Below are 17,983 nucleotides of genomic sequence, written 5' to 3' on the forward strand. Positions count from 1 at the left end.
CGTGGTAGAACTGTCAAAAAATGTAGCTATAGCTGACCATGAAATAGAATTGACGGCGATCCGTGCTCAAGGTGCTGGCGGACAGCACGTGAATAAAACCTCTACAGCGATTCATTTGCGCTTTGACATACGGGCATCCAGCCTGCCAGAGTATTATAAGGAAAGACTGCTGGCGTTGAATCATCACCTGGTAACTGCAGAGGGTGTGGTGATTATCAAAGCGCAGGAATATCGCAGTCAGGAATTGAATCGTGAGGCGGCGTTGGCCCGTCTGGTAGCCTTGATCCAACAAGCGATGGTGATTGAAAAGCCGCGTAGGGCAACCAAACCCAGCAGAGGGGCTAAATTACGCCGTCTGGAAGGTAAGGTACGCAAAGGTGTAACCAAAGCGCTGCGCGGCAAGGTTCATCCTTAGGGCACTACTCTGTGTAGTAGAAATGGAACACAGCAGGAGAATATGTGTGAAGAAAATTACGATTGCCCTGTTTTTTGCAGCAGGAGCCCTTTTATTGCTGGGATGCAACAATCAATACCAGCCTAAAGAGCAGTCACTTCAGCCGATGCAACAGAGTTATCAAGGCGTATTGCCTTGTGCCGACTGTAGTGGGCTGGATACATCACTTTTCCTGGATGTGGACGGAACATTCGTCTTGCAGGAAACCTACAACGGAACCAAGAATGGGGATCAAACTTTTGCCAGCCATGGCCAGTGGGCGCGTACTGCCGATAAACTGGTTCTGACAGACGCTAACGGTGATAAACGCTATTTCCGGCCGATAGGCAAAGACCTGCAAATGCTCGATCAGAATGGTTTGCCGATTGAGTCAAAGCTCAATTATGTCTTGTCTGCGGTGACTAAATCGTTGCCCAAAACGCCGATGCCGTTGACAGGGCTTTATACCTACATGGCCGATGCTGCGGTATTCCAGGATTGTGCCACCGGTAAAACCTTCCCGGTTGTGAACAATATCGCGTTGGAGAAGGGCTATCTTCAGGCTCGCGGTGCGCCTGGAGAGCCGGTATTCCTGATGTTGAATGGTCATTTCAGTGTGCAACCTTCTATGGAAGAAGGGCGGACGCAAAAAGCGTTGGTGCCTGAACCTGGCGGTAAAGTTGTATTTGATCGCAAGCAAAGCTGTGGTCAGTGATATTACCGGGATAAAAACGCATTTTTAATCAATAAAAAAACACCCTGCATGACAGGGTGTTTTTTATCGCTACTGATAATCTCAGCGTTTGATTTGCGCCAACAGGAAATCTACGATATCGCTGGTTCTAATCATCTGCTTCTCACCAATACGGCGGTTTTTGTACTCGATTTCTTCACTGTCTAAGTTACGATCGCCAATGACAATGGAGTGAGGAACGCCGATCAGTTCCATATCGGCAAACATCACGCCTGGGCGTTCTTTACGGTCATCAAGAATAACGTCGATGCCGTGTGAACGCAGCGTGTCATACAGCTCTTCAGCCAGTGCTTGCACGCGGAATGATTTGTGCATATTCATTGGTAGAATGGCAACCTGGAACGGGGCAATCGCGTCCGGCCAGATAATGCCACGCTCGTCGTGGTTCTGCTCGATCGCTGCGGCAACCACGCGGCTGACGCCAATGCCGTAGCATCCCATGGTCAGCACCTGATTGCGGCCATCTTCACCCTGCACGGTAGCCTTCATTGCTTCCGAGTATTTGGTACCCAGTTGGAAAATGTGGCCAACTTCGATACCACGCTTGATCAACAACGTCCCTTTACCATCTGGGCTGGCATCGCCTTCAACCACGTTACGAATATCGGCAATTTGTGGCAGCGGCAGGTCGCGTTCCCAGTTGATGCCAAAGTAGTGTTTCCCGTCGATGTTGGCACCAGCACCGAAATCATTCATAGCGGCTACGCTACGATCGATAATCACCGGCATTGGCAGGTTTAGTGGGCCAAGAGAACCAGGGCCTGCGCCAACGATCGCACGGATCTCCTCATCAGAGGCGAAGGTGAGGGGAACCGCCACTTGTGGCAGCTTTTCTGCCTTGATTTCATTCAGTGCGTGATCGCCACGGACCAACAGGGCAACCAGCTTGTGACCACTCTCTTCATGAGCGTGAACCATCAGGGTTTTCACCGTTTTCTCTACCGGCAACTGGAATTGCTCAACCAGTTCGGCGATGGTTTTGGCATTTGGCGTGTCGACAATCCGCAACTCTTCCGTCGCGGCACCGCGCTGATTGGCTGGCGCCACTGCTTCTGCCAGTTCTATATTGGCGGCATAGTCTGAATCAGTAGAAAATACGATATCGTCTTCCCCACTGTCTGCCAGCACCTGGAATTCGTGTGATGCGCTGCCACCGATGGAGCCGGTATCTGCGAGTACCGGGCGGAAATCCAACCCCATACGGTTGAAGATTTTACTGTAGGCATCGAACATTGCATCGTAGGTTGCCTGCAGAGACTCCTGAGTAGTATGGAATGAATAGGCATCTTTCATCAGGAATTCACGTGCGCGCATAACACCAAAGCGTGGACGAACTTCGTCACGGAACTTGGTCTGGATTTGGAAGAAGTTCAACGGTAGCTGCTTGTAAGAACTGATTTCGTTGCGGATCAGATCGGTGATTACTTCTTCATGTGTTGGGCCAAGCACAAAGGGGCGTTCACTGCGATCAACAAAACGCAGTAACTCTGGGCCATACTGCTCCCAGCGACCACTTTCCTGCCACAGATCGGCAGGCTGGACTACCGGCATGGAAACCTCGATCGCATTAGCATTGTTCATTTCTTCGCGAACGATATTTTCAACCTTCTTGAGAACACGCAGGCCGGTTGGCAACCAGGTATAAAGACCGGAGGCCAGCTTGCGGATCATCCCGGCACGAAGCATCAGTTGGTGGCTGATCACTTCGGCATCGGCAGGTGTCTCCTTCAGAGTGGAGAGCAGATATTGGCTAGTACGCATGGTGTTTGGTTCCGTTAGAACTACAAATTTCTTCGTGCTACCAGGGCGGTAACAAAAGTTTTTAAAAGTGGTTTAGTTTACCAGCGCAAGCCAGTTGTCAAAAGAGAGTGGGTGGAATTTTAACGAGTATCAAGCGATAACACTTCTGTTTGATCCCCAACGATCCGCCAACGCACATTAAACTCCAACAACCATACCGCATATTGCCGGCTACTTTCTTGCTCTTTTTGATAGGCAGGGCGAGGGTCTTGAGCCAGAACCTGGGTCACAAAGCGCCGCAGGTTGGGATAACGACGTAGCTGTTGTTGTAGTTGTTCTTCCGCTCGTGCAGAAAAGCATACCTGCATATCACCAGCGGGCGCGGTTTGAGCAAACCCGGCTCGTGCGTGTGGATGGCTTTCGGCAAACGGCAAGTAAGGTTTGATATCCACTACCGGTGTGCCGTCAACCAGATCGAGGCTACCTAACTCCAGCACAACCTCGCTTCCCTGGGTGCGTATACCTTTCAGTTCGATCAGCGACATACCCAGTGGGTTAGGGCGGAAGGTCGATCGCGTGGCAAACACCCCCATGCGAGCGTTGCCCCCCAGACGGGGAGGCCGTACCGTTGGGCGCCAGCCACCCTCCATAGTTTGATGGAAAATAAACATCACCCAAATATGGCTAAACTCACCGAGGCCGCGAACAGCCTCTGTCTGGTTGTAGGGCGGCAGCAGCACCAGTTCGCCGTTACCATCCTCAACTAACCCCGGTTGGCGGGGAACCGCGAACTTTTCTTTGTATGGTGAGCGTATGGTGCCAATCTGGTTAAAGATAAACTCGCTCATTTGTGCGAAACGTTAAGCGCAGAACCTTGGCAAATGGCCTGTTGGTAACAGCCAGCTAAACCCCTGATCATCTGGCAGTCATGCAGTAATACGGCGTTTCCATTCATCTGTGAAGCACGGACTTGCATCAGCCTGCGCGCGGTTGCCAGATTTGGTGGTGGATCTTGAACGGTGAGCTGGCAGACGCTACCAGAAACTTCTCCCAAATCTCGGAACGGTTTACCCACTAATTCTTCTGCACTTCTGTATAGGGTTGCTGGTACTTGACGGGCTACCGGAGCCGTTCCTTCCGGTGCAAGGGCTTTCTGGGGGGCGGCGCTGTTTGTTGTGGATGGGGCGGTATGCTGCGTAGAACAACCAGCCAACGCAAGCACTAACATACAGAGAGGTAAAACACGCATTGAAATTCCCCTAACTTATATAAAAAGTGGCGCTATTGAAGCAATCTATTGTAGAAATAACAAGACGGGCCTGAGCGGCCCGTCTTATTTTAATCAGAAAAATAGCTGATGAAAGATTACCAGCCTTTTACTGCACCACCGTTGAAAATCTTGTTGGCAGCTTCGTTAACTTCGTCAGATTGATACGCTTGCACGAATTTCTTGACGTTTTCTGCATCTTTGTTGTCTTCGCGAGCCACCATGATATTGACGTAAGGTGATTCTTTATCTTCCACAAACAGGCCGTCTTTCGCTGGCGTCAAACCAATCTGGCTGGCGTAAGTGGTGTTGATGACGGCTAATGCGATTTGCTGATCGTCAAGCGAGCGCGGTAATTGTGGCGCTTCCAGCTCAACCAGTTTCAGGTTTTTAGGGTTCTCAGTGACATCCAGCACGGTTGGCAACAGGCCAACACCTTCTTTTAGCTTAATCAGACCTTGTTTCTCCAGCAGTAACAGCGAACGGCCCAGATTGGTTGGATCGTTAGGCAACGCGACTTGTGAACCTTCCTGCAGTTCGTCCAGAGATTTGATTTTCTTAGAGTAACCGGCAATTGGGTAAACGAAGGTGTTACCAACAGAAACCAGTTTATAGCCGCGATCTTTAATTTGCTGATCGAGATAGGGTTTGTGTTGGAAAGCGTTCAGGTCTATATCACCTTTGCTCAATGCTTCGTTTGGCAAAACATAGTCGTTGAATGTCACCAATTCAACGTCCAGACCATACTTCTCTTTTGCTACTTTCTGCGCCATTTCGGCAACTTGCTGCTCGGCGCCAACAATAACGCCTACTTTGATATGGTTCGGGTCTTTTTCGTCCTGACCGCAGCCTGCGAGAGCCAGAGTACCGATCAGTGCGCCGATTGCCGCGATGGATTTAAATTTTAACGACATATCCCTTCCTCTATTGAGCATGCTTAGGTTTCGCGCTCGCCGCTGGGCAAATTGAAGCGCGTTGCGGTAAAAACTATTTATGTGTAACTGCTTTAACAATCCGGTCGCCACAGAACTGAATCAGGTAGACCAGAACGACCAGTAATATTAATACCGTATTCATCACTGCTGCGTTATAACCAATGTAACCATACTGATAACCAATTTGACCTAAACCGCCAGCGCCGACGGCACCGCCCATCGCAGAATAGCCTACCAGGGTAATCAATGTGATGGTGGCTGCGTTCACCAAACCAGGCAACGCCTCAGGCAACAATACTTTCTTGATGATTTGCATGGGGGTTGCACCCATGGCTCGTGCTGCCTCAACCAAACCTGATGGGATCTCCAACAGAGCATTTTCGACCATACGGGCAATAAATGGCGCTGCTCCCACGGTTAAAGGGACGATGGCCGCCTGTAAGCCAATAGACGTACCAACAATGATACGGGTAAATGGGATCATCCATACCAGTAAAATAATGAACGGGATGGAACGGAAAATATTTACTAGCCCGGACAATGCCTTATATAAGGTGCTATTGGCAATAATCTGCCCGGGGCGGGTAACATATAGTAGTACGCCGACTGGCAAGCCAAGGACGAAACCGAAGAAGCCGGAGACAAAGGTCATAGTGACAGTTTCCCACACGCCACGCGCCATTAACCACATCATTGCCTCAGACATAACCTAGAACCTCTACTTTTACCTGATTTTCCTGCAGGAACTTGATTGCCGCCAGTGCATCTTCGTCGGTGCCGTGCAACTCAGCCAGCATCACGCCGAATTTCACTCCGCCCGCGTAGTCCATTTGCGCACTGATAATATTGTTATTCACGTTGAAGCGCCTGGCAGCCTCGGATAATAGTGGAGCATCCACCGATTGACCGGTGAATTCCAGCCGAAGCAGCGGCTGAAGGCCACCGGTTCGCTCAGAAACCATGCGCTTGGCATAATCATCAGGAATATCCAGATGGAGTGTGGATTGAATAAATTGCTGTGCTAGCGGTGTTTTGGGATGCGAGAACACTTCACTGACACTGTCTTTTTCAATCAATTGGCCTTGGCTGATAACTGCAACCTGATCGCAGATACGTTTAACCACGTCCATTTCATGGGTGATTAAAAGAATAGTCAGCCCCAGACGGCGGTTAATATCTTTCAGCAGTTCCAGAATAGAACGCGTAGTCGCCGGGTCCAACGCGCTGGTTGCTTCATCGCAGAGCAGAACCTTGGGGTTGCTAGCCAAGGCGCGAGCAATTGCCACGCGTTGTTTTTGTCCACCTGAAAGGTTGGCTGGGTAAGCATCATGTTTATCCGACAAACCGACCAGTTCCAGTAACTCGGTGACACGTTTTTTGATTTCAGCACGAGGCGTGTTGTCCAACTCCAGCGGCAGGGAAACGTTGCCAAACACTGTACGTGAAGAGAGCAGGTTAAAGTGTTGGAAGATCATACCAATCTGACGGCGAGCACGCGTCAGTTCGCTTTCAGACAGAGAAGTCAGTTCCTGCCCATCGACCAGAACGGTGCCTGACGTGGGGCGCTCAAGCATGTTGGCGCAACGGATCAGCGTACTCTTACCGGCACCTGACGCCCCGATAACGCCATAAATCTGCCCGGCAGGAACGTGAAGAGACACGTCGGAGAGCGCACTGATGGTGCGAGCCCCCTGCTGGAACACTTTGGTGATGTTAGAAAGTTTAATCATATTCTTCTTATTTTTAGCGTTGTTGCCCGTGGCTAGATAAAAGTAAACCTTGGCTAGAGCCAAGGTATAGAGTCAGATGTTAAGGCGTCTAGACGTCTAAGTCAACGTCAACGCTATTCTTCACCGTTCTCAGTCTTTGCTAAAACATGCGATACTGTGCAGGTTTTCAGGTCTTCAGGAGCATACCGGTGACACAACGCGTTCCAGCAATATTCTTAGATCGTGACGGCACGATTAATATCGATCATGGGTACGTCCATGAAATAGACGACTTCCAATTTATAGATGGTGTGATTGACGCATGCCGTGAACTGAAAAAAATGGGCTTTGCATTGGTGCTGGTCACCAATCAGTCCGGTATTGCGCGCGGCAAATTTAGCGAAGACCAGTTTGTGCGCCTGACTGAGTGGATGGACTGGTCATTGGCCGATCGTGATGTCGATCTCGACGGTATCTATTTTTGTCCACATCATCCTGACGCGGTAGCGGAAGAATACCGCCAAGCCTGTGATTGCCGAAAACCACAACCCGGTATGCTGTTGCAGGCGCAAAAAGAGTTGAATATCGATCTGGCAGCTTCTTATATGGTTGGCGACAAAATAGAAGACATGCAAGCAGCCGCAGCAGCTGGCGTAGGAACCAAAGTATTGGTGCGAACAGGCAAGCCAGTGACTGAAGAAGGTGAGAAGGCGGCAGATTGGGTGCTAAATAGTCTGCAAGACTTGCCGGAAGCGATTAAAAAGCGGGTTTAACAGGCATTGTGTGTGAATAGTGAGCGGTCAGCAGAAAAGTGAATATTATCTCTTGTCATTCTGAAGCCGCTCCCTATAATGCGCCTCCATCGACACGGAACATGTGAATCACTTCACAAGGCTTCCGAAGTCAGCAGAGAAAAAACCTGAAAATGAGGTTGACTCTGCAAGAGGAAAGCGTAATATACGCCACCTCGAGTTAGCAAGCGGAAGCGCGTAACTCACTGCTCTTTAACAATTTATCAGACAATCTGTGTGGGCACTCACAAGACGATATCCAGCTGCTTCGGCAGCAAAAAAATATCAAGTCTTGAAGAGTGACCAAGCAGTAATTCATGCGAATGAATTATTACGAAAGTTAATTTTCGAGCATCGCTGCACAAGTTGCAGCAAATCAAGCTTTTAATTGAAGAGTTTGATCATGGCTCAGATTGAACGCTGGCGGCAGGCCTAACACATGCAAGTCGAGCGGCAGCGGAAAGTAGCTTGCTACTTTGCCGGCGAGCGGCGGACGGGTGAGTAATGTCTGGGAAACTGCCCGATGGAGGGGGATAACTACTGGAAACGGTGGCTAATACCGCATAACGTCTTCGGACCAAAGTGGGGGACCTTCGGGCCTCACACCATCGGATGTGCCCAGATGGGATTAGCTAGTAGGTGGGGTAATGGCTCACCTAGGCGACGATCCCTAGCTGGTCTGAGAGGATGACCAGCCACACTGGAACTGAGACACGGTCCAGACTCCTACGGGAGGCAGCAGTGGGGAATATTGCACAATGGGCGCAAGCCTGATGCAGCCATGCCGCGTGTGTGAAGAAGGCCTTCGGGTTGTAAAGCACTTTCAGCGAGGAGGAAGGGTTTGGTGTTAATAGCACCATTCATTGACGTTACTCGCAGAAGAAGCACCGGCTAACTCCGTGCCAGCAGCCGCGGTAATACGGAGGGTGCAAGCGTTAATCGGAATTACTGGGCGTAAAGCGCACGCAGGCGGTTTGTTAAGTCAGATGTGAAATCCCCGAGCTTAACTTGGGAACTGCATTTGAAACTGGCAAGCTAGAGTCTTGTAGAGGGGGGTAGAATTCCAGGTGTAGCGGTGAAATGCGTAGAGATCTGGAGGAATACCGGTGGCGAAGGCGGCCCCCTGGACAAAGACTGACGCTCAGGTGCGAAAGCGTGGGGAGCAAACAGGATTAGATACCCTGGTAGTCCACGCTGTAAACGATGTCGACTTGGAGGTTGTGCCCTTGAGGCGTGGCTTCCGGAGCTAACGCGTTAAGTCGACCGCCTGGGGAGTACGGCCGCAAGGTTAAAACTCAAATGAATTGACGGGGGCCCGCACAAGCGGTGGAGCATGTGGTTTAATTCGATGCAACGCGAAGAACCTTACCTACTCTTGACATCCACGGAATTTGCTAGAGATAGCTTAGTGCCTTCGGGAACCGTGAGACAGGTGCTGCATGGCTGTCGTCAGCTCGTGTTGTGAAATGTTGGGTTAAGTCCCGCAACGAGCGCAACCCTTATCCTTTGTTGCCAGCACGTGATGGTGGGAACTCAAAGGAGACTGCCGGTGATAAACCGGAGGAAGGTGGGGATGACGTCAAGTCATCATGGCCCTTACGAGTAGGGCTACACACGTGCTACAATGGCATATACAAAGAGAAGCGACCTCGCGAGAGCAAGCGGACCTCATAAAGTATGTCGTAGTCCGGATCGGAGTCTGCAACTCGACTCCGTGAAGTCGGAATCGCTAGTAATCGTAGATCAGAATGCTACGGTGAATACGTTCCCGGGCCTTGTACACACCGCCCGTCACACCATGGGAGTGGGTTGCAAAAGAAGTAGGTAGCTTAACCTTCGGGAGGGCGCTTACCACTTTGTGATTCATGACTGGGGTGAAGTCGTAACAAGGTAACCGTAGGGGAACCTGCGGTTGGATCACCTCCTTACCTAAAGATATGCAGTTGAGTGCAGTGTCCACACAGATTGTCTGATGAAAAAGTAACGAGCAGAAATACCTTTATAGGCTTGTAGCTCAGGTGGTTAGAGCGCACCCCTGATAAGGGTGAGGTCGGTGGTTCAAGTCCACTCAGGCCTACCAAATTCTTCCTCATACTGCGTTGCTTCCTCACTCGCATATTTCAATATGCGTCGCGAGATCGCGCCTTGTCTGAGAAAGAATTAACTCTTTTACGAGTGGTAATCAAAGGTATCTGCACGGACGTATGGGGCTATAGCTCAGCTGGGAGAGCGCCTGCCTTGCACGCAGGAGGTCAGCGGTTCGATCCCGCTTAGCTCCACCATATAGTCCTTGATAATACTTCAGAGTGTACTGGCAACAGTATGCTGCGAAGTATTTTGCTCTTTAACAATCTGGAACAAGCTGAAAATTGAAACCTGACAGCTGAAACTTATCTCTCCGTAGAACTATTGAGATAAGAACTAACCTGTCAGAGAGTCTCTCAAATGTTTACAGCACGAAGTGCGTCGAAAGACACCTTCGGGTTGTGAGGTTAAGTGACTAAGCGTACACGGTGGATGCCTAGGCAGTCAGAGGCGATGAAGGGCGTGCTAATCTGCGATAAGTGTCGGTAAGCTGATATGAAGCGTTACAACCGGCAATACCCGAATGGGGAAACCCAGTGCAATTCGTTGCACTATCGTTAAGTGAATACATAGCTTAACGAGGCGAACCGGGGGAACTGAAACATCTAAGTACCCCGAGGAAAAGAAATCAACCGAGATTCCCCCAGTAGCGGCGAGCGAACGGGGAACAGCCCAGAACCTGAATCAGGGTGTGTGTTAGTGGAAGCGTCTGGAAAGTCGCGCAGTAAAGGGTGATAGCCCCGTACACTAAAATGCACATCCTGTGAGTTCGATGAGTAGGGCGGGACACGTGACATCCTGTCTGAATATGGGGGGACCATCCTCCAAGGCTAAATACTCCTGACTGACCGATAGTGAACCAGTACCGTGAGGGAAAGGCGAAAAGAACCCCGGCGAGGGGAGTGAAATAGAACCTGAAACCGTGTACGTACAAGCAGTGGGAGCCTTCTTAATGGGGGTGACTGCGTACCTTTTGTATAATGGGTCAGCGACTTATATTTTGTAGCAAGGTTAACCGTATAGGGGAGCCGTAGGGAAACCGAGTCTTAACTGGGCGAATAGTTGCAAGGTATAGACCCGAAACCCGGTGATCTAGCCATGGGCAGGTTGAAGGTTGGGTAACACTAACTGGAGGACCGAACCGACTAATGTTGAAAAATTAGCGGATGACTTGTGGCTGGGGGTGAAAGGCCAATCAAACCGGGAGATAGCTGGTTCTCCCCGAAAGCTATTTAGGTAGCGCCTCGTGAACTCATCTTCGGGGGTAGAGCACTGTTTCGGCTAGGGGGCCATCCCGGCTTACCAACCCGATGCAAACTCCGAATACCGAAGAATGTTATCACGGGAGACACACGGCGGGTGCTAACGTCCGTCGTGAAGAGGGAAACAACCCAGACCGCCAGCTAAGGTCCCAAAGTCATGGTTAAGTGGGAAACGATGTGGGAAGGCATAGACAGCCAGGATGTTGGCTTAGAAGCAGCCATCATTTAAAGAAAGCGTAATAGCTCACTGGTCGAGTCGGCCTGCGCGGAAGATGTAACGGGGCTAAACCATGCACCGAAGCTGCGGCAGCGACGCTTAGGCGTTGTTGGGTAGGGGAGCGTTCTGTAAGCCGTTGAAGGTGGACTGTGAGGTCTGCTGGAGGTATCAGAAGTGCGAATGCTGACATAAGTAACGATAAAGCGGGTGAAAAGCCCGCTCGCCGGAAGACCAAGGGTTCCTGTCCAACGTTAATCGGGGCAGGGTGAGTCGACCCCTAAGGCGAGGCCGAAAGGCGTAGTCGATGGGAAACAGGTTAATATTCCTGTACTCGGTGTTACTGCGAAGGGGGGACGGAGAAGGCTAGGCTAGCCGGGCGACGGTTGTCCCGGTTTAAGCGTGTAGGGGGTGTGACCTGGTAAATCCGGTTGCATATCAACCCTGAGGCGTGATGACGAGTCACTACGGTGGCGAAGTGGTTGATGCCAAGCTTCCAGGAAAAGCCTCTAAGCATCAGGTAACATCAAATCGTACCCCAAACCGACACAGGTGGTCAGGTAGAGAATACTCAGGCGCTTGAGAGAACTCGGGTGAAGGAACTAGGCAAAATGGTGCCGTAACTTCGGGAGAAGGCACGCTGGCGCGTAGGTGAAGAGACTTGCTCTCGGAGCTGAAGCCAGTCGCAGATACCAGCTGGCTGCAACTGTTTAATAAAAACACAGCACTGTGCAAACACGAAAGTGGACGTATACGGTGTGACGCCTGCCCGGTGCTGGAAGGTTAATTGATGGGGTTAGCGGCAACGCGAAGCTCTTGATCGAAGCCCCAGTAAACGGCGGCCGTAACTATAACGGTCCTAAGGTAGCGAAATTCCTTGTCGGGTAAGTTCCGACCTGCACGAATGGCGTAATGATGGCCAGGCTGTCTCCACCCGAGACTCAGTGAAATTGAACTCGCTGTGAAGATGCAGTGTACCCGCGGCAAGACGGAAAGACCCCGTGAACCTTTACTATAGCTTGACACTGAACATTGAGCCTTGATGTGTAGGATAGGTGGGAGGCTTTGAAGTGTGGACGCCAGTCTGCATGGAGCCAACCTTGAAATACCACCCTTTAATGTTTGATGTTCTAACTCGGCCCCGTAATCCGGGGTGAGGACAGTGTCTGGTGGGTAGTTTGACTGGGGCGGTCTCCTCCCAAAGAGTAACGGAGGAGCACGAAGGTTAGCTAATCACGGTCGGACATCGTGAGGTTAGTGCAAAGGCATAAGCTAGCTTGACTGCGAGAGTGACGGCTCGAGCAGGTACGAAAGTAGGTCTTAGTGATCCGGTGGTTCTGAATGGAAGGGCCATCGCTCAACGGATAAAAGGTACTCCGGGGATAACAGGCTGATACCGCCCAAGAGTTCATATCGACGGCGGTGTTTGGCACCTCGATGTCGGCTCATCACATCCTGGGGCTGAAGTAGGTCCCAAGGGTATGGCTGTTCGCCATTTAAAGTGGTACGCGAGCTGGGTTTAGAACGTCGTGAGACAGTTCGGTCCCTATCTGCCGTGGGCGTTGGAAGATTGAGAGGGGTTGCTCCTAGTACGAGAGGACCGGAGTGAACGCACCACTGGTGTTCGGGTTGTCATGCCAATGGCACTGCCCGGTAGCTAAGTGCGGAAAAGATAAGCGCTGAAAGCATCTAAGCGCGAAACTTGCCTCGAGATGAGTCTTCCCTGGGCCTTTAAGGTCCCTGAAGGAACGTTTAAGACTAAGACGTTGATAGGCTGGGTGTGTAAGTGCAGCGATGCATTGAGCTAACCAGTACTAATGATCCGTGAGGCTTAACCTTACAACACCGAAGGTGTTTTGGATTTGAGAGAGAAATTGATTTTCAGCGAAGTTCCCAGATTGGTTCTGATGGCTGTGCGCGAGTGAGCGTGAAGCGGTTGGAATGAAACGAATTTGCCTGGCGGCAATAGCGCGGTGGTCCCACCTGATCCCATGCCGAACTCAGAAGTGAAACGCCGTAGCGACGATGGTAGTGTGGGGTCTCCCCATGCGAGAGTAGGACACTGCCAGGCATCAAACAAAGTCGAAAGCCTCATGCGAAAGCATGAGGCTTTTTGCTTTATGAAAAATATAAATTCTGCTGGCTAGCGCATATTTATAAATCCCTTAGCGAGCAAGATGATAGATACTGTAACCCGTGGCAGCACCTGCAACATCCCAGGCAAAATCCTTCCAACTCCAGCCTGTCCCCCCTTCGCGACTGTCATACAGTTCTTTAGCTGCCCCTAGACCAATCGAAAACAGCAGGCCAAAGCTGCGGCTACGAGCCTCGTTCCAGTTCTGATGATCGCCATAGGCGGTGCCAACTGCAGCAAGCGCTGCAGAAGCAACAAAGTGCTGGGCTTTGTCTTTACCCGTCCAACTGTCATTGGCCATATGTGCGCAGCCACTGGAGAAAAACAGAACCGAAACGAGGGGCAGTACATGGAGTGAGCGCATAATGAAAAAACCTGTTATTACGTACGAAAAAGCCCGGCAAGTGCCGGGCTGCGCTGGAAATATTATAGCGATGCTACAAAATACGGCTAATTAATCGGTCAATACGGATACGGCGTAGGCGGCGAATCAGCTTGCGAACTTTAACCGGATATTGCTGAATACCTTGTAGTTCGAGATAGTTACCGACAACGGTAGTATGCGTGCGGATCGTCTCAAGCTCTTTGTGGCGCTGCTCTCGCAACTCCTGCTTAGGATCATGGATCAGAACAGCGTTCTCGAGATCCAGACGCCAGGCACGGGGATTAAGGTTGTTACCGGTGATCAACTGCCATTCGTCGTCTACCCACATCCCTTTCAAGTGATAACTGTTATCACCGTCTTTCCATAGGCGCACAATCAGTTGACCTGTATCCACATAGCGCTGCAAACGGCTTAAGAAGCGTCGCAGGTTGATCTCGTAAAGATAGGGTAACGCACCGATAATTTTGAATGGCTCATCTTCAGGAATATAGAAATCATTGGCTGTCTTATCACCCACGATGATTTCTACCTGCTTCCCTTGGCGCAATAGATAAATAATATTACGCACCAGTAAGGCTGGCAGATTGAAATAAGGCGTACACAGCGTCAGTTTTTGATCTGCGCTGGCCATCAGATGATGAATGGTCTTGTTCAGTATGCTCTGCTTGCCCAGCCCAACTAGAGGGGTTACCGCCAACTGATCGTTACCCGCATTACCATGGAATTGGTATTCAGCATGGCGCAGAGCCAAACGGAACACGCGGGTTTCGTTTTTGATCTCCGGGCTTTTGGGTCTGTCATTACGGTCAAGGCGTTGTACTGCACCCGCAGTTAACAGATGCTGTTTGATGTAATCACACAGTGTTGCAGCTAGCACAGGGTTAGTGATCAACTGGTAGCGGTCATAACGGTACTTGTCATGCTGGTGCAGATAAACATCATTAATGCTGGCACCACTGTAGATAACGGTATCATCAATGACGAAACCCTTTAAATGCAGCACACCCAAGGCTTCACGCGTATTGACCGGAACGCCGTAAATCGGCACAGAAAGATGTGGATGTTGCGCTGCCATTTCACAATACCAGTCAGCATTGGTATTGGCTGCGGCTGCACCGATGCGCCCACGCTGAGCACGATGCCAGTCGACCAGTACACAGATCTCTAACTCCGGGCGATGCTGCTTTGCCTGGTAGAGTGCATTAAGGATATCCCTACCCGCGTCATCATGTTCCAGATAAAGCGCAACCAGATAAATACGTGTTGTGGCGTTAGCAATGGCTTCCAGCAACGTGGTGCGGAAGTCAGAGGGGGTGTAGAGGGTGCGGATATCAGCAACCGTCTGTGGGAGTTTGGGCAGTTGTGCAAGGTGTTGTTGATGTTTGCTACGTTTAAAATTTGACAACATCACAGTGCGCTTCTTCTCTCATGTTAGGATGGCCGGAACGCCACTTACAATAAAACAATTCTTCGAACAATCGGGCGATAATACCACTAGTTGTACAGATTGTGCGTATGTTTTGGTGTTAAGTGGCGGATTCGTATTGCATTGCGACCAAGGTCACGGCGTAACGTCATCCTGCAGTGGCAGGGTCAAATTGACAATCCCTTCATCAATTTGTACATCAACCACAAAACCCAGTTTTTGTGCCAAGGTCACCATGCCACGGTTGTTTGGCATAGTAATGCCAGTCAACCGATTCAAGCCATGTGCGCGGGCGTAACCGATCAGTTTCACCAGCAGTTGTCTGCCCAGCCCCAGGCCTTTAAGATCGGAACGAACCAGAACGGCGAACTCCGCGTCGGTGTTATCGGGATCAGACAGTGCACGCGTCACACCAATAATCTCTTCACCATTACGCACGGCCACAAAAGCCATTTCTCGATCGTAGTCGATCTGGGTCATATTAGCCAAATCATCGTGGCTAAATTCGTTGATCTCACTAAAGTAGCGATAGTAGAGATCTTCCTTGGTGACGCGATCAATAAAGTGTTTCAACGCCGGTTCATCCTCCGGCAGGATCGGCCTGAACAGGCACTGCGATCCATCTTTTAATTCGATGGTTTCTTCAAGCTCATGAGGATACGGGCGGATGGCTAACCGGGCTTGTGGATCACCGCTGAAGGGCGCAATTTGCATAGAAACATCTAACAGGGTGAACTCGCTGCCAGATGCTAAAACTGGGTGAATATCGAGGCGTGAGATCTCCGGGCAGTCGAGGATCAGGTTGGAAACCTGAACCAACAAACGGCTCAACCCCGGAATATCGAGCGGGCGTAGTGCACTTCGGCCACGGATCTTGCCGCCTTTTACTGCCTGTAACACCAGATAACGTGCCAGTGCCATATTAAGCGGAGGTAGTGCAACCGCGACCTGGTTCTCTTGCCGCCATTCGATCCCCCCTTCGCCTAGGATAATTAATGGGCCGAAAATGGCATCTTGCTCAACAGCAATACGCAGTTCCTGAGCTCCAGCACGGTTGGCCATACTCTGTACCAGCAGGCCATGTATACGTGCTTGCGGATAGGTGCGTTTTACACGATCAAGGATTGCCTCAGCAGCGCGCTGAACTTCAGTGGCGGTACGCAGATAGAGCATGACCCCTTGAACTTCGGATTTGTGGGGAATATCTGGGGAACGCAGTTTCAATGCAACCGGATAACCAATCTGTTCGGCAATGTGTACCGCTTCGGCACTATCACCGGCGATCCAGGTGGGTAGTGTGCTCAGACCGTAGGCTTGTAGAATGGGCTGAACTTCGTGGGTATCCAACTGGGTGGCTCCCTCGGCCAGCGCTTCGCGGATAAGTTTGTGCGCATCGGCCGTATTGGCGGTCAGCCCAACCGGCAGCGCAGGGGTTTCTTTCAGCTGTTTCTGGTTACGGCGGTACTCAACCATATGCATAAAGGCGGTGATCGCGCCTTCTGGTGTGCGGTAAGTCGGGATCCCCGCTTCGGTAAACAGACGGCGTGCTTCCTGCGAGGAATATTCGCCACACCAGTTAGTCAGCAACGTAATACGTTTGCCACGCGGGTGCTGACGGATGGCTTCGATCAGGCATTCAGCCGTTAGCGTTCCTGGCGAGGCTGCGCTAGGGGCATGGATCAGCAACAGGGCATCGTAGTCGTGGCTGTCGAGCAGTGGCTGAAGAGCTGCCAGATAGCGTTTGGGGGTAGCATCATCGCGCAAGTCGATAGGATTACCGACACGAATAAATTTGGGCAGCGTTGTGCTTAATTTTTGCTGGGTTTCTTCAGCCAGCACTGCCAGCTTACCGTTGCGAGAAAGCAATTCATCCAGTGCCATTGCGGCAGGCGCTGCGCCATTGCTTATAATCATTAGCCGTTCGCCACGCAGTGGCTGCATGTGGCTCAAGGTTTCCACGGCGGAGAACAGCTCGTGGGTATCCTGTACGCGCAGCAAACCGGCTCGCTGGATGGCGGCATCGTAGGCGGCGTCCAATCCCTGCTGGCTGTTAAGCAGCAACTGAGCTTGTTTACTCCGACCACTTTTGATGACCAAGATAGGTTTGTTGCGGGAAGCGCTACGGGATGCGGAAAGGAAACGCCGGGCATCACTGATTTTTTCCAGGTACAACAGAATTGCACTGGTTTTGCTGTCACGGGCTAGGAAATCGAGCAGGTCGTCAACATCGATATCCAGGCTGTCGCCCAGCGCGATGAAATAAGAGAAACCGACTTCCCGCTGTTGTGCCCAGTCCAAAATGGTATTGGCCACGGCGGCAGACTGCGAGATAAACGCCAACTTACCTTTCTGAATGGGCACTGGTGAAAAGCTGGCATTGATGCCCTGCCATGGAGCTAATAACCCAAGGCTGTTTGGCCCGAGCAGACGCATCGAATAGCGTTGTGCGGTGGCCTTAAGCTCTGCAAATTGCTCTTGGGGAGAGGAAAGCACGATCGCGGTTTTGCAGCCACGCTCTCCTAGGGCTTCAATCAACGACAGATTGCGTTGCTGATTAGTACATAAAATGGCTAAATCCGGGGTCAGCGGCAGGCTGGCAACATTGGGATAAGCCATAACGCCGCACACTGCCTTGTAGCGTGGGTTCACTGGCAGAATTGGGCCGCTAAACCCACCGGCTAACAGATTACGCATCATCAGATAGCCTGCACGGCCAGGTTGTTGCGAAGCACCGAGTACGGCAATCGATTTGGGACGTAACAGCGCTTCTAACCCTCTCTGGCTCATGTACTGCTCCTGTTGCTGATGGGCCTTCCTCTTCCAAGCCGTAAACCTGAAAGAGGCAAGT

At 51.0% G+C, this 17,983-nt stretch carries 12 protein-coding genes, 2 tRNA genes and 3 rRNA genes; 8 read left to right on the forward strand and 9 right to left on the reverse strand.

The genetic code is table 11. From position 1 onward, the window contains the following. The first annotated feature begins 1 nt into the window (after position 1). Together arfB and nlpE are read left to right on the forward strand one after the other, a co-directional pair. Entirely contained in the window at positions 2-415 is a 414-nt protein-coding gene (gene arfB / locus SAQUA_RS06285; RefSeq protein ID WP_380673891.1) for an alternative ribosome rescue aminoacyl-tRNA hydrolase ArfB, read from the forward strand. A gap of 46 nt (positions 416-461) precedes the next feature. After that, on the forward strand, positions 462-1,148 hold the full coding sequence (nlpE, locus tag SAQUA_RS06290; RefSeq protein ID WP_380673890.1) for an envelope stress response activation lipoprotein NlpE: 687 nt from the start codon (positions 462-464) through the stop codon (positions 1,146-1,148). A gap of 81 nt (positions 1,149-1,229) precedes the next feature. Here nlpE and proS read toward each other — a convergent pair whose 3' ends face one another. From proS to metN, 6 genes are all read right to left on the reverse strand, one after another. Further along, positions 1,230-2,948 (reverse strand): proline--tRNA ligase, encoded by a 1,719-nt coding sequence (gene proS / locus SAQUA_RS06295; protein WP_380673889.1) that lies wholly within the window; start codon positions 2,946-2,948, stop codon positions 1,230-1,232. Positions 2,949-3,067: 119 nt separating this feature from the next. Continuing rightward, positions 3,068-3,775 (reverse strand): tRNA (N6-threonylcarbamoyladenosine(37)-N6)-methyltransferase TrmO, encoded by a 708-nt coding sequence (gene tsaA / locus SAQUA_RS06300; RefSeq protein ID WP_380673888.1) that lies wholly within the window; start codon positions 3,773-3,775, stop codon positions 3,068-3,070. After that, positions 3,772-4,176, reverse strand: coding sequence for an Rcs stress response system protein RcsF (rcsF, locus tag SAQUA_RS06305; RefSeq protein WP_380673887.1), 405 nt, complete (start codon positions 4,174-4,176; stop codon positions 3,772-3,774). The genes tsaA and rcsF overlap by 4 nt, the downstream gene beginning before the upstream one ends. 116 nt (positions 4,177-4,292) lie before the next feature. Next, positions 4,293-5,108, reverse strand: a complete 816-nt coding sequence (locus tag SAQUA_RS06310; RefSeq protein WP_380673886.1) for a MetQ/NlpA family lipoprotein — start codon at positions 5,106-5,108, stop codon at positions 4,293-4,295. Positions 5,109-5,181: 73 nt separating this feature from the next. Continuing rightward, on the reverse strand, positions 5,182-5,835 hold the full coding sequence (locus SAQUA_RS06315; RefSeq protein WP_380673885.1) for a methionine ABC transporter permease MetI: 654 nt from the start codon (positions 5,833-5,835) through the stop codon (positions 5,182-5,184). Continuing rightward, entirely contained in the window at positions 5,828-6,859 is a 1,032-nt protein-coding gene (gene metN, locus SAQUA_RS06320; RefSeq protein WP_380673884.1) for a methionine ABC transporter ATP-binding protein MetN, read from the reverse strand. Before metN ends, SAQUA_RS06315 begins: the two co-directional genes overlap by 8 nt. 188 nt (positions 6,860-7,047) lie before the next feature. Here metN and gmhB point away from each other — a divergent pair, with 188 nt between their 5' ends. The 6 genes from gmhB (at position 7,048) to rrf (ending at position 13,261) form a co-directional block, all read left to right on the forward strand. Beyond that, positions 7,048-7,611: a D-glycero-beta-D-manno-heptose 1,7-bisphosphate 7-phosphatase gene (gene gmhB, locus SAQUA_RS06325; protein WP_380673883.1), complete on the forward strand. Its 564-nt coding sequence runs from the start codon at positions 7,048-7,050 to the stop codon at positions 7,609-7,611. Positions 7,612-8,014: 403 nt separating this feature from the next. Continuing rightward, positions 8,015-9,557, forward strand: a 16S ribosomal RNA gene (locus SAQUA_RS06330). A gap of 75 nt (positions 9,558-9,632) precedes the next feature. After that, positions 9,633-9,709, forward strand: a tRNA-Ile gene (locus SAQUA_RS06335). A 126-nt stretch (positions 9,710-9,835) separates the two neighbouring features. After that, positions 9,836-9,911: transfer RNA gene (locus SAQUA_RS06340), tRNA-Ala, on the forward strand. A 208-nt stretch (positions 9,912-10,119) separates the two neighbouring features. Beyond that, positions 10,120-13,029 (forward strand): 23S ribosomal RNA (locus tag SAQUA_RS06345). Between the two features lie 116 nt (positions 13,030-13,145). After that, positions 13,146-13,261 (forward strand): 5S ribosomal RNA (gene rrf / locus SAQUA_RS06350). The 16S, 23S and 5S rRNA genes sit together here with 2 tRNA genes alongside, the layout of an rRNA operon. Positions 13,262-13,355: 94 nt before the next feature. On the opposite strand, the gene SAQUA_RS06355 is transcribed toward rrf, so the two are convergent. From SAQUA_RS06355 to SAQUA_RS06365, 3 genes are all read right to left on the reverse strand, one after another. Beyond that, entirely contained in the window at positions 13,356-13,688 is a 333-nt protein-coding gene (locus SAQUA_RS06355) for a YfiM family lipoprotein (protein WP_380679785.1), read from the reverse strand. A gap of 73 nt (positions 13,689-13,761) precedes the next feature. Next, positions 13,762-15,117 carry a CDP-diacylglycerol--serine O-phosphatidyltransferase gene (pssA, locus tag SAQUA_RS06360; protein ID WP_380679782.1) on the reverse strand — a complete coding sequence of 452 codons (1,356 nt, stop codon included), beginning with the start codon at positions 15,115-15,117 and terminating at the stop codon, positions 13,762-13,764. A gap of 153 nt (positions 15,118-15,270) precedes the next feature. Then, on the reverse strand, positions 15,271-17,922 hold the full coding sequence (locus SAQUA_RS06365) for a bifunctional acetate--CoA ligase family protein/GNAT family N-acetyltransferase (RefSeq protein WP_380679779.1): 2,652 nt from the start codon (positions 17,920-17,922) through the stop codon (positions 15,271-15,273). Positions 17,923-17,983: the final 61 nt, after the last annotated feature.

The organism is Serratia aquatilis, assembly GCF_044865145.1.
GTDB lineage: Bacteria > Pseudomonadota > Gammaproteobacteria > Enterobacterales > Enterobacteriaceae > Chania > Chania aquatilis.